Origin of the sequence: Pseudogemmobacter lacusdianii (assembly GCF_030848395.1) — a bacterium.
In the GTDB taxonomy this organism is placed as follows: domain Bacteria; phylum Pseudomonadota; class Alphaproteobacteria; order Rhodobacterales; family Rhodobacteraceae; genus Pseudogemmobacter; species Pseudogemmobacter lacusdianii.
The window spans coordinates 15802-42622 of record NZ_JAVDBT010000021.1; the positions used below are offsets into that span (position 1 = coordinate 15802).

30 protein-coding genes and 2 pseudogenes are annotated in these 26821 nt (G+C 61.9%); 13 read left to right on the forward strand and 19 right to left on the reverse strand.

The window, feature by feature from the left end:
* Positions 1-81: 81 nt before the first annotated feature.
* Positions 82-483 carry a hypothetical protein gene (locus Q9295_RS16815; RefSeq protein WP_306681751.1) on the forward strand — a complete coding sequence of 134 codons (402 nt, stop codon included), beginning with the start codon at positions 82-84 and terminating at the stop codon, positions 481-483.
* Here the strand turns inward: Q9295_RS16815 and arsJ are convergent.
* The 3 genes from arsJ to Q9295_RS16830 are packed head-to-tail and all read right to left on the reverse strand — an operon-like array spanning position 470 to position 3605.
* Complete coding sequence (gene arsJ, locus Q9295_RS16820) at positions 470-1741, reverse strand: organoarsenical effux MFS transporter ArsJ (RefSeq protein ID WP_306681752.1); 1272 nt, start codon at positions 1739-1741, stop codon at positions 470-472. The genes Q9295_RS16815 and arsJ overlap by 14 nt on opposite strands.
* Positions 1738-2745: an ArsJ-associated glyceraldehyde-3-phosphate dehydrogenase gene (locus tag Q9295_RS16825; protein WP_306681753.1), complete on the reverse strand. Its 1008-nt coding sequence runs from the start codon at positions 2743-2745 to the stop codon at positions 1738-1740. Before Q9295_RS16825 ends, arsJ begins: the two co-directional genes overlap by 4 nt.
* A 5-nt stretch (positions 2746-2750) precedes the next feature.
* Positions 2751-3605: a metalloregulator ArsR/SmtB family transcription factor gene (locus Q9295_RS16830; protein WP_088234153.1), complete on the reverse strand. Its 855-nt coding sequence runs from the start codon at positions 3603-3605 to the stop codon at positions 2751-2753.
* A gap of 142 nt (positions 3606-3747) precedes the next feature.
* Here Q9295_RS16830 and Q9295_RS16835 point away from each other — a divergent pair, with 142 nt between their 5' ends.
* The 6 genes from Q9295_RS16835 to Q9295_RS16860 all read left to right on the forward strand — a co-directional run bounded on the left by Q9295_RS16835 (position 3748) and on the right by Q9295_RS16860 (position 7538).
* Positions 3748-4038, forward strand: a complete 291-nt coding sequence (locus Q9295_RS16835) for an ArsR/SmtB family transcription factor (RefSeq protein WP_068767516.1) — start codon at positions 3748-3750, stop codon at positions 4036-4038.
* Entirely contained in the window at positions 4035-5033 is a 999-nt protein-coding gene (locus Q9295_RS16840; RefSeq protein WP_306681754.1) for a permease, read from the forward strand. The genes Q9295_RS16835 and Q9295_RS16840 overlap by 4 nt, the downstream gene beginning before the upstream one ends.
* 14 nt (positions 5034-5047) lie before the next feature.
* Positions 5048-5275: a thioredoxin family protein gene (locus Q9295_RS16845; RefSeq protein ID WP_198838658.1), complete on the forward strand. Its 228-nt coding sequence runs from the start codon at positions 5048-5050 to the stop codon at positions 5273-5275.
* Positions 5272-5676, forward strand: coding sequence for an OsmC family protein (locus Q9295_RS16850; protein WP_306681755.1), 405 nt, complete (start codon positions 5272-5274; stop codon positions 5674-5676). Before Q9295_RS16845 ends, Q9295_RS16850 begins: the two co-directional genes overlap by 4 nt.
* 4 nt (positions 5677-5680) lie before the next feature.
* Complete coding sequence (locus Q9295_RS16855; RefSeq protein WP_306681756.1) at positions 5681-6565, forward strand: cation diffusion facilitator family transporter; 885 nt, start codon at positions 5681-5683, stop codon at positions 6563-6565.
* 190 nt (positions 6566-6755) lie between these two features.
* A complete protein-coding gene (locus Q9295_RS16860) occupies positions 6756-7538 on the forward strand; it encodes a sulfite exporter TauE/SafE family protein (RefSeq protein ID WP_306681757.1) in 783 nt (260 codons plus the stop codon).
* 1 nt (position 7539) lies between these two features.
* On the opposite strand, the gene arsH is transcribed toward Q9295_RS16860, so the two are convergent.
* Genes arsH through Q9295_RS16875 form a run of 3 tightly spaced genes read right to left on the reverse strand, consistent with a single transcriptional unit; the run spans position 7540 to position 9592 of the window.
* A complete protein-coding gene (gene arsH, locus Q9295_RS16865; protein ID WP_123130458.1) occupies positions 7540-8256 on the reverse strand; it encodes an arsenical resistance protein ArsH in 717 nt (238 codons plus the stop codon).
* Positions 8253-9272: an ACR3 family arsenite efflux transporter gene (arsB, locus tag Q9295_RS16870; protein WP_306681758.1), complete on the reverse strand. Its 1020-nt coding sequence runs from the start codon at positions 9270-9272 to the stop codon at positions 8253-8255. The genes arsH and arsB overlap by 4 nt, the downstream gene beginning before the upstream one ends.
* The gene (locus Q9295_RS16875) at positions 9269-9592 is read right to left on the reverse strand and encodes an ArsR/SmtB family transcription factor (RefSeq protein ID WP_123130460.1); all 324 of its coding nucleotides are present in this window, start codon (positions 9590-9592) and stop codon (positions 9269-9271) included. Before Q9295_RS16875 ends, arsB begins: the two co-directional genes overlap by 4 nt.
* Positions 9593-9966: 374 nt before the next feature.
* Here Q9295_RS16875 and Q9295_RS16880 point away from each other — a divergent pair, with 374 nt between their 5' ends.
* The gene (locus tag Q9295_RS16880; RefSeq protein WP_306681759.1) at positions 9967-10581 is read left to right on the forward strand and encodes a PhnD/SsuA/transferrin family substrate-binding protein; all 615 of its coding nucleotides are present in this window, start codon (positions 9967-9969) and stop codon (positions 10579-10581) included.
* Positions 10582-11291: 710 nt separating this feature from the next.
* Positions 11292-11492 (forward strand): annotated as a pseudogene (locus Q9295_RS16885) (sensor histidine kinase); the annotation flags it as partial.
* A gap of 15 nt (positions 11493-11507) precedes the next feature.
* Here Q9295_RS16885 and Q9295_RS16890 read toward each other — a convergent pair.
* From Q9295_RS16890 to Q9295_RS16950, 13 genes are all read right to left on the reverse strand, one after another.
* Positions 11508-12029, reverse strand: coding sequence for a sodium:calcium antiporter (locus Q9295_RS16890; RefSeq protein WP_306681760.1), 522 nt, complete (start codon positions 12027-12029; stop codon positions 11508-11510).
* A gap of 220 nt (positions 12030-12249) precedes the next feature.
* Positions 12250-12894, reverse strand: coding sequence for a nitroreductase family protein (locus tag Q9295_RS16895; protein ID WP_306681761.1), 645 nt, complete (start codon positions 12892-12894; stop codon positions 12250-12252).
* A gap of 25 nt (positions 12895-12919) precedes the next feature.
* Positions 12920-13321, reverse strand: coding sequence for a CBS domain-containing protein (locus Q9295_RS16900; RefSeq protein WP_020952717.1), 402 nt, complete (start codon positions 13319-13321; stop codon positions 12920-12922).
* The gene (gene nqrM, locus Q9295_RS16905) at positions 13318-13479 is read right to left on the reverse strand and encodes a (Na+)-NQR maturation NqrM (RefSeq protein WP_306681762.1); all 162 of its coding nucleotides are present in this window, start codon (positions 13477-13479) and stop codon (positions 13318-13320) included. The genes Q9295_RS16900 and nqrM overlap by 4 nt, the downstream gene beginning before the upstream one ends.
* Before the next feature lie 12 nt (positions 13480-13491).
* Positions 13492-14445: an FAD:protein FMN transferase gene (locus tag Q9295_RS16910; RefSeq protein WP_306681763.1), complete on the reverse strand. Its 954-nt coding sequence runs from the start codon at positions 14443-14445 to the stop codon at positions 13492-13494.
* Positions 14426-15643 carry an NADH:ubiquinone reductase (Na(+)-transporting) subunit F gene (gene nqrF, locus Q9295_RS16915; protein ID WP_112313380.1) on the reverse strand — a complete coding sequence of 406 codons (1218 nt, stop codon included), beginning with the start codon at positions 15641-15643 and terminating at the stop codon, positions 14426-14428. Before nqrF ends, Q9295_RS16910 begins: the two co-directional genes overlap by 20 nt.
* A complete protein-coding gene (gene nqrE, locus Q9295_RS16920; protein WP_112313381.1) occupies positions 15640-16242 on the reverse strand; it encodes an NADH:ubiquinone reductase (Na(+)-transporting) subunit E in 603 nt (200 codons plus the stop codon). The genes nqrF and nqrE overlap by 4 nt, the downstream gene beginning before the upstream one ends.
* Positions 16239-16886 (reverse strand): NADH:ubiquinone reductase (Na(+)-transporting) subunit D, encoded by a 648-nt coding sequence (locus Q9295_RS16925; RefSeq protein ID WP_112313382.1) that lies wholly within the window; start codon positions 16884-16886, stop codon positions 16239-16241. Before Q9295_RS16925 ends, nqrE begins: the two co-directional genes overlap by 4 nt.
* Positions 16883-17662, reverse strand: a complete 780-nt coding sequence (locus Q9295_RS16930; protein ID WP_306681764.1) for an FMN-binding protein — start codon at positions 17660-17662, stop codon at positions 16883-16885. The genes Q9295_RS16925 and Q9295_RS16930 overlap by 4 nt, the downstream gene beginning before the upstream one ends.
* Positions 17655-18434: an RnfABCDGE type electron transport complex subunit D gene (locus Q9295_RS16935; RefSeq protein WP_306681765.1), complete on the reverse strand. Its 780-nt coding sequence runs from the start codon at positions 18432-18434 to the stop codon at positions 17655-17657. Before Q9295_RS16935 ends, Q9295_RS16930 begins: the two co-directional genes overlap by 8 nt.
* Positions 18431-19639 (reverse strand): hypothetical protein, encoded by a 1209-nt coding sequence (locus Q9295_RS16940; RefSeq protein WP_306681766.1) that lies wholly within the window; start codon positions 19637-19639, stop codon positions 18431-18433. Before Q9295_RS16940 ends, Q9295_RS16935 begins: the two co-directional genes overlap by 4 nt.
* Before the next feature lie 503 nt (positions 19640-20142).
* Positions 20143-20595 (reverse strand): universal stress protein, encoded by a 453-nt coding sequence (locus Q9295_RS16945; protein WP_306681768.1) that lies wholly within the window; start codon positions 20593-20595, stop codon positions 20143-20145.
* A complete protein-coding gene (locus Q9295_RS16950; RefSeq protein ID WP_306681769.1) occupies positions 20588-22504 on the reverse strand; it encodes a heavy metal translocating P-type ATPase in 1917 nt (638 codons plus the stop codon). Before Q9295_RS16950 ends, Q9295_RS16945 begins: the two co-directional genes overlap by 8 nt.
* A 293-nt stretch (positions 22505-22797) precedes the next feature.
* On the opposite strand from Q9295_RS16950, the gene Q9295_RS16955 reads away from it, so the two are divergent.
* From Q9295_RS16955 to Q9295_RS16970, 4 genes and pseudogenes are all read left to right on the forward strand, one after another.
* On the forward strand, positions 22798-23499 hold the full coding sequence (locus tag Q9295_RS16955) for a VIT1/CCC1 transporter family protein (RefSeq protein WP_306681770.1): 702 nt from the start codon (positions 22798-22800) through the stop codon (positions 23497-23499).
* A gap of 57 nt (positions 23500-23556) precedes the next feature.
* Positions 23557-24156 (forward strand): annotated as a pseudogene (locus Q9295_RS16960) (transposase family protein); the annotation flags it as partial.
* Positions 24157-24246: 90 nt separating this feature from the next.
* A protein-coding gene (locus Q9295_RS16965; protein ID WP_306681773.1) for an IS3 family transposase occupies positions 24247-25615 on the forward strand; the annotation gives its coding sequence in 2 pieces (ribosomal slippage) (positions 24247-24602 and positions 24601-25615; 1371 coding nt in all).
* Positions 25616-25935: 320 nt separating this feature from the next.
* Positions 25936-26550, forward strand: coding sequence for a class I SAM-dependent methyltransferase (locus Q9295_RS16970; RefSeq protein ID WP_306681771.1), 615 nt, complete (start codon positions 25936-25938; stop codon positions 26548-26550).
* Positions 26551-26821 lie beyond the last annotated feature (271 nt).

Consider the following 26821-nt stretch of genomic DNA (forward strand, 5'->3'; position numbering starts at 1 on the left):
GGTGGATCGCGCCGGTCCAGCTGATGGTCAAATCGCTGCTGGCCCGGGGCCAGCACGGCGGTTGCCATTGCGGCAGGGGCGATGATCGGTCCCGCACAGGTCGCGGCCCGGGTCCTGGAGTTCGGGCTGTTGCGCAGGGTGCATCCCCTGATTTCGACGCGGATCGCCGCGACGGCGCATCCGGTTGCGGCGGTGGTGTTGGTGGGTTTTGGCGCGCCTGCGGCCTATGCATTCACGCTCCTGCACGGGGCGGAGAACGGCATCCTGACCATTGCCAAGGGAACACTGCCGCTCGCTCTGTTTGGCCCAGCGGGATACGGGCGTCGGATCGGCTGGCTCAACGCGCCCGCCCGCATCTTGCAGGCGGCCGCCCCGCTGATCTTTGGCGCTGCCCTGACTGCATGGGGCCTGCACGCCATCTGGTTGACTGCAGCAGTTGGTCTGCTGGCAACGATTGCGCTGCTCGTGCTCAGACGGACCTGAGCCGCCGGGCGGCCAGCCAACTGGCCAAAGCCATCAGGCCCGCCGTGGCAAGGCACAGCGTCAGCCCCCCGATCTGGTAGCTGAGGCCCGAGAGCAGCGTGCCGATCAGCCGACCCGCCGCATTGGCCATGTAGTAGAACCCCACATCCCGTGTGATCCTCTCTGCCGATCCGAAAGCCAGGATCAGGTAGGAATGAACCGAAGAGTTGATCGCGAAGACGAAGCCGAAAACCAAAAGTCCCCCTATGAGCGTCGCCGTCAGCCATTCCGCTGGGTCGCCGGCTACCCAGGTTGCTGCAGCAAGAGCAAACGGGATCGGGACGAGCAGCCCTGCCCAAAGGATCGCCTTTCGGGTGGTCTCGGCCTCGGGCTGACCCTTGCCACCCAAAAGTCGGGGGGCAAAGGCCTGCACTGCGCCGTAGGCGATGATCCAGAGCGCGAGGAAACTGCCGATAAGAAAGAATGCCTCTCGCCGGCCTTCGGGTGTGCCATCGGACAGGACCGCTTGGAAATAGACCGGGATGCCGACCACGAACCACACGTCGCGGGCGCCGAACAGGAACATACGTGCCAGCGAAAGCCGATTCACGCGCGGTTCCTTTGACCGCCAGCCACCCCAGGCCTCTTCGGATTTCATCCGCCCTGGTAGGCCTGCGGGCAGAAACAGCACTACGGCGATCAGGATCACCGCCAGCACGGCCGCCATGCCCCAGACCGCCGCCTGAAATCCCGCCAGCGCGAGCAGCGCCGCGCCGAGGAAGAAGCCCAGCCCCTTTACCGCGTTCTTCGACCCTGTAAGGAGCGCCACCCAGCGGAACAATCCGCCGTCCTCTTTGGGGGCTAGAAGCTTGACAGCGGATTTCGAGGACATCTTGGCAAGGTCCTTGGCCACGCCCGACACGCCCTGAACGGCCATCACGAAGGCGACCGATGCGGCGACACCCCATGTCGGATCAAGCTGTGCCAGCGCCACCAAAGCCCCGATCTGCAACGCGAGCCCGCCGTAAAGCGTGGCCGCCAAGCCAAAGCGCGCCGCCAGCCAGCCCGCAGCCAGGTTGGTGACGATGCCCGCGACTTCGTAGAGCAGGAACAGCCAGGCAAGCTGGATCGGCGTGAAGCCTAGGCTGTTGAAGTGCAAAAGCACCAGCATCCGCAGCGCGCCGTCCGACAGCATGAAGGCCCAGTAAGCCGCTGTCACGGCGGCATAGGCGCGGAGAGGATTCGGCGGCGGGGCGACGGGGCTTGCGGCGTCCGTCACAGCGAGCCTGCGACCATCCGCGCGATATCTGCAAGTCGGCAGGCATAGCCCCATTCATTGTCATACCAGGCGTAGATCTTCACTTGGGTGCCATTGATGACCATGGTGGACGGCCCATCGACGATGGAGGAGCGCGGATCGTTGGTGAAGTCGCAGGACACCAAAGGACGGGTTTCGAACCCAAGGATCCCCTTCAACGGCCCGTCAGCCGCGGCGGCGAACAGGGCATTTACCTCCTCGGCCGTGGTCGCCCGCTCCACCTCGAACACGCAATCCGTGAGGGACGCATTCAAGAGCGGGACGCGCACGGCATGGCCGTTCAGGCGGCCCTTGAGTTCGGGATAGATCAGCGTGATTGCCGTGGCGCTGCCCGTTGTCGTCGGGATGAGGTTCATCAGCGCCGACCGCGCGCGGCGCATGTCCTTGGCCGGACGATCCACGATGGTCTGGGTGTTGGTCACATCATGGATCGTGGTAATCGACCCGTGCCGGATCCCAAGACTTTCGTGGATAACCTTGACCACCGGTGCAAGGCAGTTCGTCGTGCAAGACGCGGCGGTCACAAGGGTCTGCGTGCCGTCATAAAGGCGATGGTTCACCCCATAGACGAGGTTCAGCGCGCCCCCATCCTTGACCGGGGCCGAAACGACCACCTTCTTCGCCCCTGCGGCGTAGTAGGGCGCCACCTTCGCGGCTGTCTTGAAGACGCCCGTGCAGTCGATCAGCAGATCGACGCCCAGTTCCGCCAAGGGCAGCGCTTCGATGGACTTTTCATGCGTCAGACGGATGGTCTGGCCGTTCAGGATCAGTGCGCCATCGCCTGCCGCGACCGGCGTGCGCCAGCGGCCATGGACGCTGTCGAATTCCATCAGCAGCGCATGCTGATCAGCATCGCCGACGGGATCGTTCAGGAGAACGATCTCGCCACCCGCGCCGGTATCGATCAAATCTCGCAGGACAAGCTTTCCGATCCGGCCGAGGCCGTTAAGAGCGATACGGGTCATGAAGATCAGGCCTTTGCGTGTGCGTCAGTGCCGATAGAGTCGACACGGGATTGGAGGGACATCCGGCTCAGCGACTCGAATGGCAGCTCGACGAAAGTCATGATCCGCCGGCGCAACGCCGCGTAGGTCTGGGCGAAAACCAGAGCCTTCTCTGCATCTGTTCCTGTTGCTTTCACCGGGTCGGGCAAACCCCAATGGCCAGTGATGGGCTGGCCGGGCCAGGGCGGGCATTCCTCGGCCGCTGCCGTGTCGCAGACGGTGAAGACGAAATCCATCACGATGCTGCCCGGCTGCTGGAACTCCGAAATATGCTTGGACCGCAGACCGGCGATGTCATGTCCGTTTCGCTTCAGGATTTCCAAAGCGAAGGGGTTCAATTCGCTGTTGGGCCGAGTGCCAGCAGAGAAAGCCTGAAACTTGCCCTTGCCCAGATCGCGCAGAAGCGCTTCAGCAAAGATCGAACGGGCAGAATTGCCCGAGCAGATGAAAAGCACGTCGAAGTCGGTGTCGGGGATATTCGGATCCATTTGGGTGGCGTCCTTTGGGGCGGAGAGTAAGGGGGCAAGGAGATCGGGTCGCGCACGGCCCACATCGAGGGCGAGGTAGCCGATCAATCCTTCCGTCGTGTCGAGATCGACAGCGTAGTAGAGCGACCGACCGGCCCGTGTGACCTGGACAAGACCCGACGCCGCAAGGTCAGCGAGGTGATGCGACAGCGTGTTCTGTTTCAGACCCAAAGCCTCGGCGATCTCGGTCGGCCGCACGCCTTGCGGCGCAAAGCGCATCAGCAAGCGGAAGACCGCCATCCGGCCGGGGTGGCCGAGCGTGGCGAAAGCGTGGATGGCGCGATTCTGTTCCATATTTCCCGATTAACGGAAATAAAAAACTGCGTCCAATGAAGGTTTCATGACATCAGACGCTCAGGCACCTGCGCTGATTGATCCAGATCACGGCAGTGATCGCCCGCCCATGCGCAGATGCGCATGAAGTGGAGCGCCGCCGATGATCCTAGCCGTTCTGTCTGCCCTTGCCGAACCGACCCGTCTTGAAGCCATGCGCTTGCTGGCGGATGGGTCGGAACACTGTGTCTGCGAGCTGATGCGAAAGCTGGGAGCCACCCAAAGCCGGATGTCGCGGCACATGCAGGTGCTGAAGCAGGCGGGGCTGGTGCTGGACCGTCGCGACGCGCAATGGGTGCGCTACCGGATCAGCCCGGAACTGTCGCCATCCCTCGCCCGTCTGGTCGAAGCTGCGCTCGAGCGGCCAATCATGGTCACGGAACGGGCAGCATGAGCGTGTTTGGCTGGCTGAACGACCAACTGCTGCGGATGACCTGGCTCAACGATCTGGTCGGCGCGGGCGTGGCGGCCGTCGGGCTGGACCCCGCCTCGCGCATTGGCGGGTCGGTGCAGTTCTTCGTCTATGACGTGATCAAGATCTTCATCCTGCTCTCGGTGCTGATCTTTGCGATCTCCTATGTGCAAAGCCATTTTCCGCCCGAACGCACGCGCGCCATGCTGGGCGGACGGTCCGGCCTTGGCGCCAATACGCTCGCGGCCCTTCTGGGCACGCTGACGCCCTTCTGTTCCTGTTCGTCAATCCCCTTGTTCATCGGCTTCACCGCCGCGGGCCTGCCTCTGGCAGTGACGTTCTCTTTCCTGATCTCCTCGCCGCTGGTGGATCTGGCCTCGGTCATCCTGCTGGCCTCGATCTTCAGCTGGCCCATCGCCCTCGCCTATGTGGCGGTCGGGCTGGTGGTAGCCATCGTGGGCGGGACGATCATCGGACGCTTGGGTATGGAGGGTCAGGTCGCGGATTTCGTCCGCACGGTCCCTGTCTCGGGCGAGGTGGCGACCATGACGCGGGGCGAGCGCTTGGCCTATGCGCGCGATCAGGTGATGGAGATTGTCCATCGGGTTTGGCCCTATGTGCTTGTCGGTGTGGGCATTGGTGCCGCGATCCACAACTGGGTGCCCGCAGACGTCATTTCGGCCATGCTCGGGCAAGACAAGTGGTGGTCGGTTCCCGTGGCGGTGCTGGTGGGCATCCCCATGTATGCCGATATCTTCGGCACCTTGCCGATCGCCGAGGCGCTGGTCGGCAAGGGCGTGGGTCTTGGCACGGTGCTGGCCTTCATGATGGCGGTGACGGCCCTGTCGTTGCCCTCGCTCATCATGCTAAAGCGGGTGGTGAAGATGCCGCTCCTCGTCACCTTCACCGGCGTCGTCACCCTTGGCATCCTGTCCATCGGGCTGATCTTCAACGCGATTTCCAACTGGTTCGTCTGAGAAAGGACCGCATCATGATCATCAAGATACTTGGCTCGGGCTGCAAGAAATGCGTCACCTTGGGCGAAAACGCCAAAGCCGCTGCGGCGGCTGCGGGCAAGCAGGCCGAGATCGTTAAGGTCACCGATTTCGCTGAAATCGCCGCCTATGGGGTGATGTCGACGCCGGGGCTGGTGGTGGACGAGAAGGTCGTCTCGACCGGCAAGGTGCTGACGGTGGAAGAAATCGGACGGCTCATATGATGGAATATCGCGTCCACGCCCGCCGGATCGATGCGCATGGGAGCCTCGCCGTGGCCAAGGAGGCCGAAGTCACGCTCGACACCGATTTGGCGGGGCGGCGCGATGCGATGAACCCCGTGGAATTGCTGCTGGCGGCGCTGGCCGCTTGCATGCTGAAGGGTATGGAGCGGGTGACGCCGATGCTTAACTTCCAGATCAATGGCGCAGAGATTGCGCTGGAGGCGATCCGGCAGGACGCCCCGCCCAAGCTGACGCTGATCCGCTATGAGATTACAGTCGACAGTGCCGAGACGGACCAGCGGCTGGACCTTCTTCATCGCAACATCCTCAAATACGGCACGATCTCGAACACGCTGTCCGGCGCAGTGCCGATGGAAGGGACGCTGACCCGGAAGGTCTGACATCATGGCTCACGACCACACCCAAGATCATCGCCCGCCCACGGACCTTGGCCCCGCGTTCCGCTGGGCCGTAGGCCTGAACACGGGCTACGTGATCGTGGAAGGTGCAGCGGGCTGGATCACCGGATCGCTGGCCCTGCTGGCGGATGCCGCGCACAACCTGACCGACGTAGCCGGTCTGCTGATCGCCTGGGGGGCAGCGGTGCTGGCCAAGCGAGCGGTGACGGCACGGCATACCTGGGGTCTGGGGCGGGCCACGATCCTTGCCGCGCTGTTCAACGCCATCGCCATTCTGGTGGGTGTCGGTGCGGTAACGTGGGAGGCGGTGCAGCGGCTTTCTGACCCAGTCGCCGTGCCCGGCCTGACGGTGATGTTGGTCGCGCTGGTCGGGATCGGGGTGAACACGGGCTCTGCGCTCTTGTTCATGTCTTCACGCAAGGGCGATCTGAACGCGAAGGGCGCGTTCCTGCACATGGCGGCAGATGCAGCGGTTTCGGGCGCGGTTGTTCTGGCGGCGGTGGGAATCATGGTCACTGGCTGGGATTGGCTTGACCCCGCCGTGGCCATCGCGGTCAGCCTGCTGATCGCCGTTACCGCCGCCGGATTATTCCGCGAGGCGCTGCACCTGAGCCTTGATGGTGTGCCGTTCGAGATTGATCGTGCTGCCATTGCAGACTGGCTGGAGAGACAGGATGGCGTGCAGGGCCTGCACGACCTGCACATCTGGCCGCTGTCCACGATGCGCACCGCGCTGGCTGTGCATCTGGTCTGGCAGGGGGCCGACCCCGACGCCTTCATCGACCGGGTGACCGATGCCTTGGCCGAGGCGCATGGCATCGCCAATGTCACGCTGCAACTAGAGCGCCGCCCCTGCGACAGGGCGGCTTGATTCTGTCGCGGTCGAAGGGTTCACCCGCTTCATCAGGGCCTCAGCGAATTCCTAGCGGTCGAAATATCGGCTGGGCCGTTCTCACCGCAACATCTTGAAATACTGGACCATCTCGAACACCCTGTCATGAGCCGTGCCGCTGGAGGGAAGCCTGCGCCGCAAGGTGTGACAGGTTCATTTGGGGGCAGGCATGGTCGGATGGCCGCGGATTGTATTGGCTGGCGCGATCGTTGGCATTGTTGGCGGGCTGATCGGGCTTGGCGGGGCAGAGTTCCGTCTTCCGCTCTTGATCGGCATGTTCGGATTTGCAGCCCTTGATGCGGTGATCCTGAACAAGGCGACCAGTCTGATCGTGGTGGCCACAGCGCTGCCGTTCCGGGCGGGGACCGTGCCCCTTGATCAGGTGCTGGCCGAATGGCCGATCATCCTGAACCTACTGGCGGGAAGCTTTCTTGGCGCATGGATCGGCGCGGGGCTGGCCGTGCGGATGAAGTCCCGTACCCTTTATCGAGTACTGGCCGGGCTTCTGGTGCTGATCGCGGCAGTCCTGGCGCTCAGCCACAGCATGAGCCTTGCGCCCGCTGCCCTTATCACCGGACCTGCGCAGATCGTCGCGGGCCTTGTCGCAGGGTTCGGCATCGGCATCGTGGCTTCACTGATGGGCGTCGCGGGGGGTGAATTGCTGATCCCCACGCTGGTCCTTCTGTTCGGGATCGACCTGAAACTCGCAGGCAGCCTGTCGCTGGCGATCAGCCTGCCCACCATGCTGGTCGGGTTCGCCCGATACAGTCGCGACGACAGCTTCACGGTTCTAGCGCGCAATCAGGGCTTCGTGCTGTTCATGGCCTTGGGGTCAGTGATCGGCGTCGCTATCGGCGGCCAGCTTCTGGGGATCGTGTCCGAGGTCGTGCTGCTGCCGGTGCTGGTCTCCATCCTGCTGGTATCCTCGGTCAAAGTATGGCGTCACGGCTGAGTCAGGTCGCGGCAGACAGATTCACACGCTTCATCAAGGCCTCGGCGGATTCCTTGCGTTCGGAATAGCGGTCCACAAGGTAGTCAGCCCGGTCGCGCGTCAGCAGGGTGAACTTCATCAGTTCCTCCATCACGTCCACGATCCGGTCATACAGGGACGACGGACGCATCCGCCCGTATTCGTCGAACTCCTGAAACGCCTTCGGGATCGAGGACTGGTTGGGGATCGTCAGCATCCGCATCCAGCGGCCAAGGACGCGCATCTGGTTCACCGCGTTGAAGCTCTGCGATCCGCCCGAGACTTGCATGATGGCCAGCGTCTTGCCCTGCGTCGGCCGCACCGCGCCGTCGGAGAGCGGGATCCAGTCGATCTGCGTCTTCATCAGCCCGGTCATGGCGCCGTGGCGCTCTGGCGACGACCAGACCATCCCCTCGCACCAGGATGCAAGATTGCGCAGCTCCCGCACCTTCGGGTGGGTCGCATCGACCCCGTCATCGACCAGCGGCAGGCCAGAGGGATTGAAGAAACGCACCTCGGCTCCAAGCCGGGTCAGGATCCTGGCCGCCTCCTCGGCTGCCAGCCTTGAAAAGCTGCGGGTGCGCAGCGAGCCGTATAAGATCAGGATCTTCGGAGGGTGGGCGGCGATTGGAGGAGATAAAAGCCGATTGCCGTCGATGCCGGGGAACAGTGCGTCGTCTATGTTGGGTGTATCGGTCATGAAGGAAACCTGTTGCGTGTGCGGTTAGAGAAGGCGACCAGCGTCAGCATCACCGGCACCTCGACCAGCACGCCCACGACCGTGGCGAGCGCGGCGCCCGAGTTCAGACCAAAGAGGCCGATGGCCACAGCCACCGCCAGTTCGAAGAAGTTCGACGTGCCGATCAGGGCGCAGGGGGCTGCCACCTTGTGGGGCAGCTTCCAAGCAAAGGCCCAGGCATAGCCGAGTGCGAAGATGCCATAGGACTGGATGATGATCGGCACGGCAATGAGCGCGATCAGCAGAGGCTGCGCGATGATCACTTGGCCCTGGAAGCCGAAGAGCAGCACAACGGTCAGCAAGAGGCCGAAGACCGAGGCGGGCTTGATCCGCGCCGTGAAGTCCGACACCGCCACTTCACCCCCGCGCGCCATCAAGGCTCGCCGTGTCAGTGCCCCGGCGATCAGCGGGATCACGATGTAGAGCACGACCGACAGGATCAGCGTCTCCCATGGCACCGAGATGTCGGTAACGCCCAACAAGAAGGCGACGATCGGCGCGAAGGCCACGACCATGATCAGGTCGTTCACGCTGACCTGCACCAGCGTGTAGTTCGGATCGCCCTTGGTCAGCCGCGACCAGACGAAGACCATCGCCGTGCAGGGCGCGGCACCCAGCAGGATAAGCCCCGCGATGTATTCCGGTGCCTTGGTCGGATCGATCAGCCCCGCGAACAGGTGGTTGAAGAACAGCACCGCCAGCGCGGCCATCGTAAAGGGCTTGATCAGCCAGTTGATGACCAGCGTGATGATGAGGCCCTTCGGTCGCCGCCCCACATCCTTCAGCGAACCGAAGTCGATGGCGATCATCATCGGATAGACCATTGCCCAGATCAGCACGGCCACGACCAAATTGACCGAGGCATATTCCAGCCCTGCGAGCGCAGTGAACAGGCCGGGCATAAGGTTGCCAAGCACAAGCCCCACAAGGATGCAAAGGGCGACCCAGAGGGTCAGCCAGCGTTCGAACAGGCTCATGCAGATTTCTTCTTTCCAGGAATGCAGCAGGCCCCTTCGGGCGGAGGGGTGAGACCCATGATCAAATCGGCGAGCGGTGCCAATGACGCCGGGTTCAGCGCATAGCAAATCCGGGGTCCGTCGATCTCGCCAGTGATCACGCCCGCGGACTTGAGGATACGGAGGTGTTCCGACACTGTTGACTGAGCAAGGCCGACTGCGCCCACGATATCGCCTCCGATGCAGCCTGGCGTGGCCTGAAGCAATCGTAGGATCCGGATCCGCGCCGGATGTGCGAGGGCCTTTGCCAAGGCGGCCGTCGTTGTCTCGTCCGTTGCCATCTGCGCGCTTTCCAAACCGCTAAGATTCCGTATATCGTCGATTTACGATTTCATCCGCCATTGGACAAGCAAGTTTGTGGCGCTTGAGATCGTAGGCGGCGCGCGGGAGACGCGCCCCGGGAGGAAAAGGATGAAAAGCAGGCGTCGCGCTTTGCTGATGGGGCTGGCGGCCGCGGCCGCGCCCTTCGTCGTGACTCGAGGCTGGGCCCAGGGCCCGGCACCCTTCAGATTTGCTCTGACGCCAGTCTTTCTCGACAACGACGCGGCAGTCATTTCTGCCCTTCGCGCTGCTTTGGCCGAAGGCATGGGCCAAGACATCGAGCTCGTCCAGAGACGGACGTATCAGGATCTCGGGCGCGCTTCTCGACGGCTCCGTGGATGCCGCCTGGACATGCGGCTATCCCTATCTTCAGCACAAGACCGAACTTTCGCTGCTCGGCGTACCCGTCTGGCGAGGGCAGCCGCTTTACCAGTCCTATCTCATCGTCGCCCAGGATGATCCCGCGACCGCGCTATCGGACCTGCGTGGCGGCGCTCACGCCTTTTCGGACCCCGACAGCAACTCCGGTTTCCTCGTCACTGCGTCTGACCTCGCGCGGGATGGCCAAACCCCGGACCAGTTCTTTTCACGCGTCATCTTCACCTATGGCCACCGCAACGTGGTCCGGTCGGTGGCAGGCGGCCTGACGCGATCAGGCAGCGTGGATGGTTACGTCTGGGAGGCACTCAGTTCCGCGGAACCGGATCTGACAGCACGGACAAAGGTCATTGTGCGCTCGGAGTGGTTGGGCTTCCCCCCTATGGTTGCCCGGGCAGATCGCATGGATGAGCCATCTGTGATGGCCTGCAAGGCAGCGCTACTGGGTCTTTCGGCCACAGCGCAGGGGACGGAGGCACTCAAACTCTTGAGCCTGGATGCGATCGAGCCGGGGGAGGACGCCCTCTTCGACGGGATCGCCGCCCGCATTGCTGTCTTGTCGGGCGGATGAGACCTTTGCCGCGCTTTCGCAACTTGCCCGTGACCCTGCGTGTGCCGCTGGTGATGGCGGGCCTGATGATCCTGCTTGGATTTCTGGCCAGCCAGAGTGTCCTGTCGGCCTTGGGCAAGGTACAGGACGCCCGCCTGTCCGAAACCGCGCGGCTGCATGTCGAAGGCTTGTCCGTCGCTCTTGGCCCATCTGTACTTCGGCAGGATGTCTGGGAGGTCTACGACATTCTGGACCGAGCCCGCTCAGCCTACGATGGACAGAGATTGCTCCTGTCGATCGTCGCCGACGAACGCGGGCGCATCCTCGCCGCTACGGACCCGCGTCGCGCGCCTGTGGGCGAAGCCGTCGCAGAGTTCGAGGAGGGCGCCGCGCCACCTGATGCCGTTCGCATGACCGGTGACCCTGTGCTGCGGGTCGCGGCACCGCTGCTTTTTCAGGGCCGTCAGATCGGTCAGATCGTGACCGAACTGGATGTGACCGATCTTCTCGCCGAGCGCCGGAATGTCTCGATGTGGCTCTTGTTCGGAAATGCGGCGGCCACGGCGCTCCTCGCCTTCGGTGGCTGGCTGGCCGTTGCGCGAATCCTTCGACCCGTCGGCGCTTTGGTATCGGCCATGGACGAGTCCAAGGGCGCGCCGAGGCCTATCGCTGAGTCAGATATTCCGCGTGGCGACCCGGGGCTGTCACGGCTGATCTCCAGCTACAACCGCATGACAACGGCTGTCGAAAGCCGCGCCGAGGCCGAGCGTCGGCTTGCCGAGCGCGAACGATTTGTCAGCCTAGGAAGGCTGTCCTCATCGCTTGCACATGAGGTAAACAACCCCTTGGGCGGTCTGCTCAATGCGACCGACACCATCCTCTCCTATTCAGACCGGCCCGAAGTCGTGCGGCAATCGGCAGAGCTGATGCAGCGAGGCCTCTCGCATCTACGGGATGTGACCCGGGCCATTCTGGATGAAAACCGCCTTGACCGCGTTGGCCGCACCGTCCACATCCTCGTCCGCCGCATCGCCCGGTTGCAGATAGGCCCAAACCAGATACCCAATCAGCCCTGCAAGAAGAATAAACCCGGTCAGCCGCCCCATCTGCCCGGTCATAAAGATCGGGACCAGCACCGCGGCGGCAGCGATCATCACAGCGGTATCGCGCTTCAGCGTGGCCCCCGAAACACGGATCGGCCAAACAAGGCAGGTCAGCCCACCGATCAGGAGGATGTTGGCGATGTTTGATCCGACTATATTGCCGATGGCGATGGCCGGCACATCAGCCAAGGCCGCCTGCACCGACACTAGCAGCTCTGGCGTTGATGTGCCAAAGCCGACGACCGTCAGGCCGATCAGCAGGGACGACATGCCCAGCCGCTTCGCAATCCCAACGCTGCCGCGAACCAAAGCTTCGCCGCCGAAAAAGAGGCCGATCAATCCGACTATGATGAAGATGTAATCCAAGACGATGTCGCTTTCCTAAGATCCGCCAGCGTGATCCCTGAGCGTTAGGCATTATGGAACATACTCCATCGGTTTCATCGCAGGCTTTAGGGGATAATAACACTCAAAGGGCGCAGGTAATGTAGCCCTGCACCCCTTGTATGACATCGCAATCTACTTAGGCAGATCTTAAGTTCTGACTCAATGGGCCTGCTAATAGGACATTCTCTAGAAAATAGTCCTACCGGGGCGCGCCAATTGGCTGGATATAGGTCACGATCGAGTTTGAGGGCAGTTCCAACGCCTCTGCGATGGCCTGCCGGTTGGCTGCGCCACCAATCAGGCAGGTGCCCAGGGCTTCGGCAACGCAGGCCAGATAGACATTTTGCGCTGCGACTGCTGCATTGACATGCGCACCCACAGCCAGAGCCTGATCGTCAGCACCTTCTGCGGCTGCGCGCAACTTTTCGCCGTCCGAGACGTAAATCAGCAGGGCGGGTGCACGCGATACAAAGGCGCTGTCCGAGGAAATCGCCCGGATATCCGTATCGCTTACCTTGTCCAGGGTGTTCGTCTCATGGGCATGTCTGAACAGCCCCTCGGCGGTCGCGAGGTAGATCACTGTATCATGCGCCGACCGCCAGGAAGGCGCGGTCTGGCCGCCGCTGTCCGGTCGGTTCACGCCGTTTGCTGCCCAAAGCAGCCGCAACAGGGCATCCTGCGCCACAGGGGCCGAGCCGAAACGTCGCACGGATTGGCGGCCCTCAAGCGCTGCTTGAAGTGTCACATCCCCGATGGCGGCGGATGCTGGAACGACGGTGGCGGCCAGCGCCACTGGGGCTGCGGCGGATGTCGCCAGAAAGCGACGGCGGTTCAGGTCATTCATGGCTTTCTCTCCTCTTTGAAACTGTTCAGCGCCACTGCAGTGACAGCGCACGCAGCACATCGGTACGGCTGACCTGTCCGAGTAGCCTGCCTTCTTCGACCACCGGGAAGCGGCGGAAGGCGGACTTGACGAACCGCTCCGCGGCAGAAACGAGATCCAGATTTGCGTCAAAGACCTCAAGTTCAGTCGACATCAGATCGGCAACCGTGCCGCCCCATTCTTTGTAATAGGCGGCGGAAAGCGCAGCTTTCAGACCATCGCGCTTTGAGAGTACCCCCACGAGATTGCCTTCGTCGTCCAGGACGCAGGCGCCGGAAACTCCGGCATCGAGCAGGGTCGTGATTGCACGGATGATCTCAGTCTCCGGGCTCAGGGTCACCAGGTCGGTCACCATGTAATCCCTGACGCGGGCGATCGTGTCACTCATGCTTGTCCCCCTTTCTTTTTCGGGCAGGCGTGACAGGCGTTCTGACAGGCAAGCCCGCCGCACGATCCCTTGATCGGCGTACGCCGGAACATGACGCCCAAGCTCAGCCCCAACATGGCAAGAGCAAAGATCAGCAATGTGAACACCAGTGTCTGCATCGCCGGCTCCTATCATATCAGACGTGCGGCGAATGCCGCGTTATGGCGTGCGCGTAACCCATTGCCGTCGCGGATCAGGAAAAGCGCCCCAAGGTTCTGGGCCTCTGCAAAGGCGATCCCTTGGTTTTCGCCCATCACCATCAGCGCGGTCGCCATCGCATCGGCGCGCATCGCATCGGGGGCAATGACGGAAACCGAGGCGATGCCGTTCGACACCGGTTGCCCGGTGGCAGGGTCAATCACATGCGACCAGCGCCGCCCGCCATGATCGAACCCGTTGATGGCATCGCCCGAGGTCGCCACGGCATTTGAGGACAGGCGGATGCGGCTATGCACACTGCCCGTCAGCGGATTGAGGATACCAACGGGCCAATTGCCATAGGCACGGATTTCGCCGCCGATTTCGACGATGAAATCATCTGTTTCCTGCGCCAGTATGTCCGTCAGTTTGTCCACTGCAAAGCCTTTAGCGATGCCGCAAAGATCAAGCGTTACCGGCGCGTCGGCTGTCAGCTGGCCCCCCTCGCAGCGGATGGCCTGCCACGCGCCTGCGCGGAATGTGCCCCGGATTGGGCCAAAGCCATAGCGATGCACGGCGGGACCCACGCTGGGGTCGCAGGCTCCGCCGCTCGTAGCAGCCACCGCTAGTGCGGCCCGCGTCACATGTTCGAAATCCACAGAAACCGAAATCGTCCGTAATCCGGTATTGAAGCGTGACAGGACGCTATCCGGGAGAAAGGGGCTCATCTCGGTATCTATGGCGGTAAGAGCGGTGCGAATGCGGTCGGTAATGGCAACCGGATCGCGTAGCACTGCAGAAATGACGGTCCAGGTGGTGCCGAATGCACGCCCCGAAAGACGGGTTCGGCTGCCTGCGAATGCCGGCAGCGGCAGGCCAGCAAGGGCGATCCCGAACAATACGCTGCGGCGGGTCGGTCGCATCGGCTCAGATCCCGAAATCGTCATTGTGAATGTCCTCCGGTTCGACACCGCAATCGTCCAGCACGGCTCGCACCGCTTGGATCATCAGGGGAGGGCCGCAAAGATAGTATTCGCAATCCTCGGGGGCAGAGTGATCCTTCAGATAACTGACATAGGCCACGTCATGCACGAATCCGGTGGCGCCTTGCCAGTCGTCACCTCTTGCGGGTTGCGACAGTGCGGGCGTCCAGCGGAAATTCGGATGTTGCCGGGCGAGTTCTTCGAATTCATCGGCATAGAACAGCTCTGCCTTTGAGCGAGCCCCATACCAGAAGCTGATCTGACGCCCGGTCCCGGCGCTAAGCTGTTCATGGATCATCGCCCGCAATGGTGCCATGCCGACGCCGCCGCCGATAAAGACCATCTCTTTTTCCGTGTCTTGCACGCGGAATTCGCCGTAGGGACCAGCGATTTCGACCACATCCCCCGGCTTCAAACCGAACAGCCATGACGAAACAATCCCGGGCGGCACATCTGGATTTCCGGGTGGCGGCGTCGCCAGCCGGATGTTCAGTACGACCAAACCCTCGTCCTGCGGACGTGAGGCGACCGAATAGGCGCGCGAGACCGGCGCTGCGGACTGTGCCACAAGATCAAGGATGCCCAGCCGTTCCCATTCCTCACGGAACGCTGCGGGCTGGTTGATATCGGAATAGGCGCGACGATAGGTAGGGGCGGTCACCTGAACGAAGTTTCCCGCTTGGAAATCGAATGAGGCACCTTCGGGCAGAGCCAGGGCGATTTCGCGGATCAGGGGCGTCAGACTGGTAATGCTAGTTACGCGGCAGATATGGCTGACCGAACCCAGCACGTCCTCGGGTACGTTTACGGCCATATCTCCGCGCACCGTAACCTGACAAGCCAGCCGCACGCCTGCTCGCAGATCTGCAGGGGAAAGCCGCGCAGTCTCGGTCGCCAGCGGCCCCTGCGTGCCGGTGACGCCCGAGACCCGGCATAGGCCACAGGTGCCCTGTCCGGCACAGCCAGATGGGACAGGCACGCCGGCCCCGTTCAGCAGGTCTAGCAGTTTCTCGTTACTTTGCCCGTCGATCCGGCGCTGGCCGTTCAAGGTGAGCACCACTGGGCGTGAGGGCAGCAGCTGGGCGCGGGCTTTCTGTAAGGCCCAGGCCAGCAGGATGGTCAGCCCGGTCAGAAATATCAGGGCGAACAGGATCTCGGTCATGGCAGACTGACCCCCACGAATGCGGAAAAGCCCATCGACATGATCCCGGCGACTATGAAGGCGGCGCCAAGCCCTTCGAGCCCACGCGGCATATCAGCATAGCGCAGCCGCTCGCGAATGGCGGCAAATGCGGTGATCGCCAGCGCCCAACCAATGCCGGTGCCGATACCGTACACCGTGCTTTGCGCCAGATCGTAGTCACGCTCGACCATGAAAAGACTACCGCCAATGATCGCGCAGTTGATGGCCAGCAGCGGTAGATAGATCCCCATGGCGGCATGCAGCGCGGGCGCATAACGGTCCAGAACCATTTCCAGCACCTGTACCATAGCGGCGACGATGCCCAGAAAGGTAATCAGTCGCAGGAAGTTCAGATCGAGATCGCCAAATCCGACCCATGCCAGCGCGCCGGGTGCCAGTACCCACGCGTAAAGCAGGTGATTGAGAGGCACCGACAGACCCTGCACCACGATCAGCGAGATGCCGACGCCAAAGGCAGTCTTCACCTGCCGTGACACCGCAAGAAAGGTGCACATGCCTAGGAAGAACGATAGTGCGAGGTTTTCCTCAAAAATGGAACGCTGGAAGAGGTCGATCATGACGATGCCTCCGATCCGGTATCGCGTGGGGCGAAATCAGGTTTTTCGGCCAGTCGCCCGCGCCAGCTGCGCAGGGCCCAGACCAGGAGGCCAAGTATGATGAACGCCGAAGGGGCCAGCAGCATTAGTCGCAGCGGCACGAACCAGCCGCCCTGCGCCTGAGTGATCAGGATCTGTATGCCGAACAGGCTGCCTGCGCCGAACAGCTCGCGGATGAAGGCCACGCTCATCAGCACGAGCGAATAACCAAGCCCATTGCCAAGCGCGTCGATCATCGAGGGCAACGGCGGGTTATGCATAGCATAGGCCTCTGTCCGACCCAGAACTATGCAGTTGGTCGCGATCAGCGACACGAAAACCGTCAGCCGCTGGCTCATGTCATGGGCGAATCCCTGCAACAGCAGATCGGCCAATATCACCAGTGTTGCGATGATCGTCAGTTGCACGATGATCCGGATCTGGTTCGGAATATGGCTGCGCAGGGCCGAGATGAGGCCCGCCGCCAGAGTCACCACCACGGTCAACGCGACCGACATGGTCAGCGCCGTCGCCATCGAGGTCGTCACCGCCAGCGCCGAGCAGATGCCGAGGATATGGACGGCGACCGGATTCTTGTCGATCAGCGGATCGGTCAGTTGCTTCACAGCCCGGCCTCCCCTTTGCGCAGATTGTCCATGAAGGGACCGAAACCATCGGGGCCCAGCCAGAAATGCACCATGTCGATGGTGCCGTAGCTGGTGACGGAGGCCCCCGAGATCATTTCGACCTCAAAATCCCCGGATGCACCTGAAACTGTGTCGATCTGGATCACGTCCCCCTCGAAAATGCGACGCCCGGTCCAGCCGTTGCGAAACTCGGCCTCGGTCACGCGCGATCCCAAGCCCGGGGTCTCGCCCTGTTCATAGACCGTGAAAGCGGCGACGGTGTTCAGGTCGCCCTCCAGCGCCAGATAGGCGCGGATGGTGGATTGATAGCCCGCACCGCGCACCGGCAGAACCAGAAGCCGGATTTCGTCCCCCTCGCGCACCAGCCAGATTAGCGATTCATTCTCGCGCCGGCTGATCGCGGCAAGATCGGCCGCCGGAGGCAGCGCGGTGCTGCGATCAGGATCTGCTGCCGCTGCGGTTTGGTCGAAATCGGTGGGGTCTGTCTGCGAAATCCGACCCGTTGCCAGATCGACGATCAGGGTTTCGATCCCGCCACCATCGAGCAGATCGGAGATACCTGGTACGCTTTCCAGCATTGCCGCCATCTGACCGGCGCGCGCAGCGAGGCGGTTTTCTTCGATCAGCGGGCGCAAGGTGACGGCGGTCCCGGCAACGATCAAGGCACAGATGGCGGCGACCAGCGCCGCCATGCCGATGGATTTCACCGGATCGCTGTTGGGACGGGCCAGGAAGCGTTGGAAAGCCTTAGCCATTGCGCAGCCTCCGAGCACGGTGATGCATCCATGCGGAATGGATTACGATTGCGATATGGTCCAGCAGCGGCGCAAATATCTGCGCCAGCAATGTGGCAAAAACCACTGCGCCAAAGACAGGACCGGAGGCCGCGAACAAGGCGGTCAACCCACCAGCCAGCACTCCATATGCCAGGCGGCCTAGGGATGTCGCACCCGATACAGCCGGATCGGCGGTCAGGAAGAGCAGCGCCAGCAGCAACGTGCCCGTGATCAACATGGTCATCTGCTCCGGCGCGATCAGCGCGCTGACTCCGGCAAGCCCGGCTGCAAAACCGGCCAACACTGTGAGGCGCGCCTGCCCTGTGATCACCAGCAAAGCCAAGGCAGGCAGGATGGCGATCAGCGGCAGATCCGGGCCTTGACGCCAGGGCTGATCGGCAAAGGAAAAGGCCATGAAGGCGAATGTCAGCGCCACTGGCTGCACGAAGTTGCGGCCTCTCCCGCCAAAGATCGCCTCACCCAGCACCATGCCGAAACTGACGCCCAAGGCCAATTGCCAGAAGGGTACGCCCATGGGCGCAAACAGGGCGACCAGCAGGGCTGCGACAGCACCGTGCAACCCCATCCCTTGGCGTCTGACCTGCGCGAACAGAGCCTGCCAGCCAAAGATCAGTACCGCGCAGAACAGCAGCCGCGATGCGACCCAATGGTCCTGCGACCATAGCCAGGCAAGAGGCGGCAGCAGGGCGAGGATAGCCGCAAGATCATCCCTCAGCAGTCCCGGCCTCATATCGTAGCCTCCAACTCATGAAGGGTCTGGCGCAGCAGAACGCGGTAATCGGGGTGCCCTCGCAGGCGGGCATTCAATGCCATGAGGTCCTCCTCGATCAGGCCAAGAACACCCAGATCTCGCGCCGCTGTGAGATCTCCCGAGGCGAGTGCGCGTAAAAGCGGAACCGCGAGTATCCCCGGGGGCATCGTAACCTCGTCCCATGGGTTTGGGATGAGGGCGGCTATGCGCGGCGCCGTCAGCCGCATGAACCAGCCCTTTCGGTGATCGGCCCTTTCGTGCGGGACGGCTGAGATCTGACGGATGCCTGGCCGCAGAAAGGTGGCCGGGCTGCCATTTTCTCCGCCCGCCAGCAGGCGTAGGGTTGTATCCTTCAGCCTTCCAGCGGCAAGATCATGCAGGCGCGCACCGATCGGGGCGGCAATCAGGCCGGGACGGGCCATTGCGGACCCGGTAAGCGCGACGATGCGGCGCGGCCAGATCGTTCCGGTCTTCAGTAGATGGCCAAGCGCCGCGACCTCTTGCCAGTGGATCTGCCAGACCATCCCACCATGGGCGACCGGATGCAGGGTATGGATATGCGCCGAGGCCAGACCTCCGCGGAATGGGTGGGTGCGGATGCCTAAGACTTCTGGCAGGGCTAGATCGGGGGGATGGCAGAGGTTGACCGGCCCATCTGAAAGCATCGTCAAAGCACTCAGCCCGCGCGTGAACCAATCCATGAGATCAGGCAGGATCGCCGCAGGATCAGGCATGCCCGGAGCGCCCTCTGTCAACGTGACGAACAGGGCCTCGGGCTGTGTCGATGGATCGGGGATCCGCCCGAAAGGGCGCGTTCGCAACGCGGTCCAGAGCCCCGAGGCGATCATGAGATCAATCAGCTGCGCGCGATCCGCGACATCTGTCGTGAACTGCCGCACGGCATCGCCCTCGGGAAGGATTTCCAGCTCAGAAAGGCTGCGACGAGCGCCAAGTTCAAGCTTTGATACCCGCCCGGCTGCAGGGGCGATTGCGGTGATCCATGACCGCTTGCGATCACGAAAGAGGATATCGCCCGCGGCAACTTTCTGGTTCGCTTTGACCATCAGCGCGGGCCTTAGCTGTTGCAGATCGGATCCCGTGATACCGAGAGGACTATCCGAAGATACGTTTTCGACCAGACCGCCAGTCAGTCTCGGGCACCAAGCCCCTATCATGGGGATCATTCAGTCTCCGATCCGTGTGCGTAGGGCAGCAGATTCTCCGCCAATCTCAGACTATACTCCATGGTATGTTCCAGCTTTGATTCAGGTCAAGTTTGCTAAGTCGACGTTTTTTGGCCTCCTGACAGAATTCTGATTGATGAAATCATTACCTAATCAATGGGTCCTAACCATAGGCCGCCGATCGCAGCGATAGTTCGCAGTGAACACGACAAGGAGACTTTTGGCGCAACGGTCGCGGACAGATCAGGAGAAGCAGATGTGCACCACGAACAATCGAGCTCGCGGCGTTGACTTGGCCTTACCGCGAACACCATGCGGGCTCGTAGCATCTGATAGCCACGCATCGCTCATTTGCTTTTCCGCAGGCTTCAGAGCTCAATGCGACCTCTCTTTCCCCCCGAAAGGAAGGAAAATCTAATGCTCTCGCCAGAATTCTGCAGGTGTTCGGGTCATCCCAACCTTCTGTATTCGGCCCGGCCCGCTTCGCAGCGGGCCAAGGGGTGTCAGGCCCGCACGACCAAGACGGGGATTGCGGAACGGGTGACAACCTCGGTTGCCTGACTGCCAAGTAGCATCCGCTTCAGCCCGCGCCGCCCGTGAGAGCCCATACAGATGAGATCGCAACCGAGTGCCTCGGCGCGCTCTAAGATAGTATCAGCAGGCGTGGCATCAGGCACATGCAGGGCGGTTGCAGAAACGCCCGCATGTCTCGCACGCTCTGCGGCGGCCTCAAGGATCCGCTCTGCCGTTTCGCGCTGCGCCTGATCATAGCCCTCGAGAACCGCCGCTGGCGTGTATGCCCCGGCCCCCATCGCCGCTGCTGCAATCGGGAAGGGCGGCGTCACAGTCAGGATCGTCACCGCAGCGCCGATGCTGGATGCAAGTGCAATGCCATGCTCAAGGCCGAGGCCCGCGTTCTCAGAGCCATCGGTGGTGATAAGGATGTGGTTATACATGAGAAACCTCTTGAGGTTGGGAGGAGGGATGCGAGGGCGCTTTTCGCGCCGCACCGAGATCATTGCGGATCGGATCAGCAAGGAGCCGTAAGCCGTTTAGGACCACGAGAACGGTGCCCCCCTCATGACCGATGACGGCAAGCGGCAAGGGTAGGTCGAAGAAGAGCGCTGAGATCATCAAAAGCACCATCATCGCCAGAGCAAAGCCAAGGTTCTGCCGGATGATCCGGCGTGTGCGCAAAGCGAGCTTCCGCGCGGCGGCAAGGCGCGTCATGTCCTCGGACAGCAGGGCGACATCCGCGGCCTGCAGCGCCACCTCGCTGCCCGCGACCCCCATAGCGACGCCGACATCCGCCCGGGCAAGGGCTGCGGCATCGTTCACCCCGTCGCCGACGAAGGCCGTTCGGCCTTTTTCCGCAAGCGCGGCAACCAGCCTCACTTTGTCCTCAGGCAAGAGCTCGGCGTTGATTTCCGCATCTGAAAAGCCAAGCTCCCGTCCGATCCGCTCGGCGACCGGGCGGCGATCCCCGGTCATCAGGGCCAGATGCGCCACCCCCGCCGCACGCAGTTGCGAAAGCCCGGCGGCAGAGCTTGGCCGCGGGCGGTCTGCCACCGTAACACCACCGATCAGCTGCGCGCCGCGGCCGATCCAGGTGACGGTTTGGGCAGAGGCCTTCAGCCGCTGAGCCCCGGCGGTATCGGCACGTGCCCCCATCCGCTCCAGCATCCGCTGGTTTCCGGCCCAGATCGGCCCCTCTTCGTCGATCCCGGTGATGCCTTCACTCGGATGGGTCACCACATCCCGAATGGCGGCGGGGGCAAGCCCCTCGGCCTCTGCCCGGCGCCGGATCGCGGCGGCGATCGGATGCTCGGACTGCGCCTCCAAACCCGAGAGCAGCGCCAGCATGCGCCCCTCGGGGGTCTCTGAGGTGAGGTCGGTGACCTCTGCAACTCCGGTGGTCAGGGTGCCGGTTTTGTCAAAGGAAAAGCTCTTCACTTCTGCCAAGGCTTCAAGCGCCGCGCCACCTTTGAACAACACGCCGCCCCGTGCCGCAGCCGCCAGCGCCGACAGCATGGCGGCGGGCACCGAGATCACCACGGCGCAAGGGCTTGCTGCCACCAACAGCACCGCAGCGCGGTAGAGGGCGTCGGAGGCGGAAGCCCCCATCCCCCAGAGAACAACAAACGCCAGCGTGGCCCCCAAAAGCACGGCCACGGTGTAGCGCTGCCCGAACCAGGCGCTGAAGGTCTCGGACGGCGCGCGGGCGGCTTGGGCCTCGGTCACCATGTCGATCATCCGCGCCACGGTGCTGCTTTCGACGGTGGCGCTTGCGCGCATGGTCAGCACGGAATTGAGGTTGACCGTCGCCTCGAAAAGCTTCGCGCCGGGCGCCTTCGAGACGGGCATCGACTCTCCGGTGATCGTCGCCTCGTCGACCGTGCCTTCGCCGGTGACAAGCACGCCATCCACGGGCACGCGCGAGCCCGGACGCAGGACAAGCAAATCCCCCTCGCGAAGCGCCACGACGGGGATTTCCTCTGTCGCGCCCGTGGCGCTCAGCCGCAGCGCAGTCTCGGGGCGCAGCGCCATCAGCGCCTCGATCGCGCGGCGGGCGCGGCCCATAGCGCGATGCTCCAGCGTGCCCGAAATACTGAAGAGCGTGAGGAGAACCGCCCCCTCCAGCGGGGCGCCGACGGCAAGCGCGGCCAAAGCCGCGATGATCATCAACAGGTCGATGTCGAGCACGCGGTCCTTGAAAAGTGCACCAAGCGCGCGCAGCCCCGTCGGAAGCCCGGCCGCAAGATAGACAAGTGCAAGCCCTGCCGTGAGCCAGATCCCCGGCAGCACGAAGGTGCCGAAGAAGGCGGCCGCCATGCCGAAACTCGCCGCGAGCGTGAGGGGAAGCATGAGGCGTTCTTCAAGACTTACAGGGGCGGTGCTGGGCATAGGAAGCTTCCTGTGTTGACACGCATGCGGCGGGTTCGGCGCATGAGGAGCCGATCATTCATTCCGTCCAACGTCGGCTATGACCCAGATCAATTGCAATGATCCGGTTCACCCTACATTGTTACCGGAAGTTTAAGGAAGTCGATTGCCTCGTCAGCGTTTCGATCCATCGAGCGCGGATGAGCGGTGAAGCCTTGGCGCGGCCTGGAACCTACAGGGTCAGATCGACAGTATGAAATTGGAGCGGGACGGCCATGACCTATCAGTCAGCCCATGAAGAAGTGCATTTCGTCAACCGCAGCGGTTGGTTGCGGGCCGCGGTGCTCGGCGCCAACGATGGGATCGTCTCGATCTCGGCGCTCATCGTGGGCGTGGCGGTCGCCAATCCTTCCGCAGAGGCGGTGTTGATTGCAGGCGCCGCGGGATTGGCCGCCGGGGCGATGTCGATGGCGGCGGGGGAATATGTCTCGGTCAGCTCACAATCGGATATTGAAGGTGCTGACATCGCCCGTGAGGCGCAGGCTCTGCGCGAGACACCCGCGGAGGAGGAGGCGGAACTGGCTTCTATCTGGGAGAGCCGAGGGCTCTCGACCGCGACGGCAGCGCTTGTCGCGCGCGAGTTGACCGAAGCTGACGCGCTTGGTGCCCATGTGCGCGATGAACTCGGCCTCTCTGAGGTGCATAGCGCCAATCCCTTACAGGCTGCCTTTGCCTCTGGGCTCACGTTCACTTTGGCCGGGGCTGTGCCGATGGTCGCTGCGCTCGTCTCACCCGCAGAAACTGTCGCCGTCGTGGTTACTGTGACAACGCTGCTGGCACTTGCCGTTCTCGGGGCTCTCGGGGCTTGGGCCGGCGGAGCCAAGTTGTTGCGACCAACACTGCGTGTGGTCTTCTGGGGCGGTGCCGCGATGGCAGTGACCGCCGCTATCGGGAAACTCTTTGGGGTCGCGGTCTAGGTGTTTGATCCCACGGTTTGATGGTGCGATCCTTTCTCTGGAATGGAAGGATGCCCTATGGGACAAATTCGTCATGGCAGCGCCACGACCACGCACGCCGTCAGAGCAGCAATACAGCGATCGCAAGCTTCGCTCGCGCAGTTGAGCCGTGAGCTGGGTATCAATCCCAAGACCGTTGCGAAGTGGCGCAAGCGCGCGACGGTCGAGGATATGAAGACCGGGCCGTCGGAGCCGCGTTCGACGATCCTGACGGAGGCCGAGGAGGCGGCCGTCGTTGCTTTTCGGCGCCATACGCTGCTGCCGCTGGACGACTGCCTTTATGCCCTGCAGCCGTCCATCCCGCACCTGACACGCTCGGCGCTGCATCGGTGCCTTCAGCGCCACGGCATCTCTCGACTGCCCGAAGTGGATGGCGACAAACCGAAACGGTCGAAGTTCAAGCGCTATCCTATCGGCTTCTTTCACATCGATATTGCCGAGATGCAGACCGCCGAAGGGAAGCTCTATCTCTTTGTCGCAATTGACAGAACCAGCAAGTTTGCCTTCATTCGCCTCGTCCAAAAGGCAGGGAAGATGGCTGCAGCCCAGTTTCTGCGCGACCTGATCGCAGCTGCGCCATACCCGATCCACACGGTGTTAACCGACAATGGAGTGCAGTGTCCGCCATCAGCACCCTTGGAACAGTTTGGCGTGATTGCTTAGCGGAGGGTTTGCGGCTCATCTTTATCCCAGTTGGAGTTGAAGATGATGAAGAGCCGAAGGGCCGCGCCAGCGAAACCCGTGACGATCAAGGCCCCTGCCCAGCAAGTCGTGAAGGACATCCGGCGTGCGACGCGCAAGTTGCATTCTTCTGAGGAGAAGATCCGGATCGTGCTGTCCGGCCTTCGTGGCGAAGACAGCATTGCCGATTTGTGCCGCAAGGAAGGGCTCGCCCAAAGCCTGTATTACAGTTGGTCGAAGGAATTCCTCGAGGCCGGCAAGAAGCGGCTGGCCGGTGATACGGCCCGCCAGGCGAATACAGGCGAGGTGAAGGATCTACGCGCCGAGGCTTTGGCACTGAAGGAACTTGTGGCCGATCTCAGCCTTGAAAACCGTCTGCTCAAAAAAACATGACCGGGGCTGGGGGAGACCCAGAATGAGATACCCCGCCGCTGAAAAGCTCGAAATCATCCGGCTGGTGGAGCAGTCGCATCTGTCAGTCAGGCGCACCCTGGCCAAGATCGGCATCCCACCCACCACGTTTTACCGGTGGTATGACCGCTTCGTCGAACATGGGCCCGAGGGGTTGGAGGACAGGCCTTCTTCCCCTTCCCGGGTCTGGAACCGCATCCCCGATGCGGTGCGGGATCGGATCTTGGCGCTGGCGTTTGAGGAGCCCGAGCTGTCGCCGCGCGAACTGGCGGTCCGGTTCACTGACACAGAAAAGTATTTTGTCTCAGAGGCTTCTGTCTACCGGCTGCTCAAATCGCACGACCTCATCACCAGCCCGGCCTACATCGTCATCAGGGCGGCCGATGAGTTCAAAGACAAGACCACGGCGCCAAACCAGATGTGGCAGACTGACTTCACCTATCTGAAAGTCATAGGCTGGGGCTGGTTTTACCTGTCCACGATCCTCGACGACTACTCCCGCTATGTCATCGGCTGGAAGCTCTGCGGCAACATGCGGGCCGAGGATGTCACCGACACGCTCGACATCGCTTTGGCAGCGTCAGGCTGCGACAGTGCCAAGGTTGTGCACAAACCCAGGCTGCTCAGCGATAATGGCTCGTCTTACATCGCTGCCGATCTGGCAGAATATCTCGAAGACAAAGGCATGAAGCACATTCGCGGCGCACCAATGCACCCCCAGACACAGGGAAAGATCGAAAGATGGCACCAGACCCTGAAGAACCGCATCTTGCTGGAAAACTACTTCCTCGAGGGCGAACTCGAAGCAGCCATCGCCGCCTTCATCGATCACTACAACAACCATCGCTACCACGAGAGCATCAGCAACCTAACCCCGGCTGACGTCTACTTTGGTCGCGGTGAAACCATCCTAGCTGAAAGGAGACGCATCAAACAGCAGACCATCCAAAACCGCCGCTTGAACCACCAGCGTCAAGCAGCATAGCCTGAAACCGATGAGCCCACGCCATCCGCTACAAAATCACCGCAGCTGTTCCAAATCATCCGACGACGGACAGCCGGCAGGCGGAACTGATTCTTTTGCTCGTGCAACGACTGCAATCGTAGGCTACTCTCTTGCCTATCACAGATAAGCATATCGACCATATGATTGTTAATTATAAGCACCACCGGCTCAGTTCCGGGTGATAATTACCGCACCACTGACGGAGTACGGTAGTCCAGTCTGCGGCAGTGTCAATGAAGCATCTGGCGGCGAGGCTTATGAGACGGAAATTATGGAGAATTTATATAAATGACACAGGCATGAACAAGCTACGCGTTGATTTTTTAAGTGGAGCCATGACATATCGATTGAAATATGGCGGCGGTCGCCGTCAGGCGTTGGGCCGTGCACTTGGCTTTAATGGTCGCGAAAAGATGAACGTCATTGACGCGACGGCAGGATTGGGTCGGGATGCCTTTGTCATGGCTGCGCTCGGGGCCAGTGTCACTCTTATTGAACGTTCGGAGCAGATGCAGGCCATGCTCCACGAAGGGATTGAGCAATGCCGCCGTGTTGGCGGTGAATATGCTGAGATTGCCGAGCGTATGACGCTTCTTTGTGGTGATGCAATGGATCTGCTGCCTCAGCTTTCGCCGGATGTCATTTACGTCGATCCGATGCATCCAGAGCGTAAAAACTCTGCCCTCGTAAAGCTTAATTTACGACAACTGCGCGAAATTGTGGGCAAGGATGACGATTCCGCTGACTTGATGCGAGTGGCTCTTTCTTGCGCCCGTAAACGCGTGGTGCTGAAATGGCCTCTTAAGGGAAAGTCCATGGGTGGCATCGGTAAGCCGACACATCAGATACTGGGGAAGTCTACGCGGTATGATGTCTTCATCTCTGCAACTTCGACCGTTGCAAATATTTTTTAATTTCAAGAAAAACGCTCGATTCTGACTTTCGTATCTCGTTTTGCGCTTAGGCGCTGGTGTCTTTCGAGGGTATGGGCGGTTATATCACCAGAGTCCGGCAGAGGAGCAGTTGTCTTATCTTGCGGCTGTTCGTAGTGATGATGGGGGCCAAGATGGCACTGGCCAGATCATCAACACCAACTGGCAAAACCAGAGCGCATCGGTTATTAGGGTCAGGACTCGTTCTTGTGTCATAGCCAGAAGATGACGGTTGCGGCGAGGGCGACGACGG

Coding starts and splice junctions, on each gene's coding strand:
- Q9295_RS16815 (WP_306681751.1), top strand. CDS start 82: ATGATCGGTCCCGCACAGGTCGCGGCCCGGGTCCTGGAGTTCGGGCTG.
- Q9295_RS16935 (WP_306681765.1), bottom strand. CDS start 18,434: ATGAGGCCGGGACTGCTGAGGGATGATCTTGCGGCTATCCTCGCCCTG.
- nqrM (WP_306681762.1), bottom strand. CDS start 13,479: ATGCAGACACTGGTGTTCACATTGCTGATCTTTGCTCTTGCCATGTTG.
- nqrF (WP_112313380.1), bottom strand. CDS start 15,643: ATGACCGAGATCCTGTTCGCCCTGATATTTCTGACCGGGCTGACCATC.
- nqrE (WP_112313381.1), bottom strand. CDS start 16,242: ATGATCGACCTCTTCCAGCGTTCCATTTTTGAGGAAAACCTCGCACTA.
- Q9295_RS16945 (WP_306681768.1), bottom strand. CDS start 20,595: ATGTATAACCACATCCTTATCACCACCGATGGCTCTGAGAACGCGGGC.
- Q9295_RS16910 (WP_306681763.1), bottom strand. CDS start 14,445: ATGACGATTTCGGGATCTGAGCCGATGCGACCGACCCGCCGCAGCGTA.
- Q9295_RS16830 (WP_088234153.1), bottom strand. CDS start 3,605: ATGGAACAGAATCGCGCCATCCACGCTTTCGCCACGCTCGGCCACCCC.
- arsB (WP_306681758.1), bottom strand. CDS start 9,272: ATGAGCCTGTTCGAACGCTGGCTGACCCTCTGGGTCGCCCTTTGCATC.
- Q9295_RS16875 (WP_123130460.1), bottom strand. CDS start 9,592: ATGGCAACGGACGAGACAACGACGGCCGCCTTGGCAAAGGCCCTCGCA.
- Q9295_RS16845 (WP_198838658.1), top strand. CDS start 5,048: ATGATCATCAAGATACTTGGCTCGGGCTGCAAGAAATGCGTCACCTTG.
- Q9295_RS16940 (WP_306681766.1), bottom strand. CDS start 19,639: ATGATCCCCATGATAGGGGCTTGGTGCCCGAGACTGACTGGCGGTCTG.
- arsH (WP_123130458.1), bottom strand. CDS start 8,256: ATGACCGATACACCCAACATAGACGACGCACTGTTCCCCGGCATCGAC.
- Q9295_RS16930 (WP_306681764.1), bottom strand. CDS start 17,662: ATGGCTAAGGCTTTCCAACGCTTCCTGGCCCGTCCCAACAGCGATCCG.
- Q9295_RS16900 (WP_020952717.1), bottom strand. CDS start 13,321: ATGAGTGACACGATCGCCCGCGTCAGGGATTACATGGTGACCGACCTG.
- Q9295_RS16950 (WP_306681769.1), bottom strand. CDS start 22,504: ATGCTTCCCCTCACGCTCGCGGCGAGTTTCGGCATGGCGGCCGCCTTC.
- Q9295_RS16970 (WP_306681771.1), top strand. CDS start 25,936: ATGAACAAGCTACGCGTTGATTTTTTAAGTGGAGCCATGACATATCGA.
- Q9295_RS16855 (WP_306681756.1), top strand. CDS start 5,681: ATGGCTCACGACCACACCCAAGATCATCGCCCGCCCACGGACCTTGGC.
- Q9295_RS16835 (WP_068767516.1), top strand. CDS start 3,748: ATGATCCTAGCCGTTCTGTCTGCCCTTGCCGAACCGACCCGTCTTGAA.
- Q9295_RS16895 (WP_306681761.1), bottom strand. CDS start 12,894: ATGAATGACCTGAACCGCCGTCGCTTTCTGGCGACATCCGCCGCAGCC.
- Q9295_RS16850 (WP_306681755.1), top strand. CDS start 5,272: ATGATGGAATATCGCGTCCACGCCCGCCGGATCGATGCGCATGGGAGC.
- Q9295_RS16840 (WP_306681754.1), top strand. CDS start 4,035: ATGAGCGTGTTTGGCTGGCTGAACGACCAACTGCTGCGGATGACCTGG.
- Q9295_RS16860 (WP_306681757.1), top strand. CDS start 6,756: ATGGTCGGATGGCCGCGGATTGTATTGGCTGGCGCGATCGTTGGCATT.
- Q9295_RS16955 (WP_306681770.1), top strand. CDS start 22,798: ATGACCTATCAGTCAGCCCATGAAGAAGTGCATTTCGTCAACCGCAGC.
- Q9295_RS16825 (WP_306681753.1), bottom strand. CDS start 2,745: ATGACCCGTATCGCTCTTAACGGCCTCGGCCGGATCGGAAAGCTTGTC.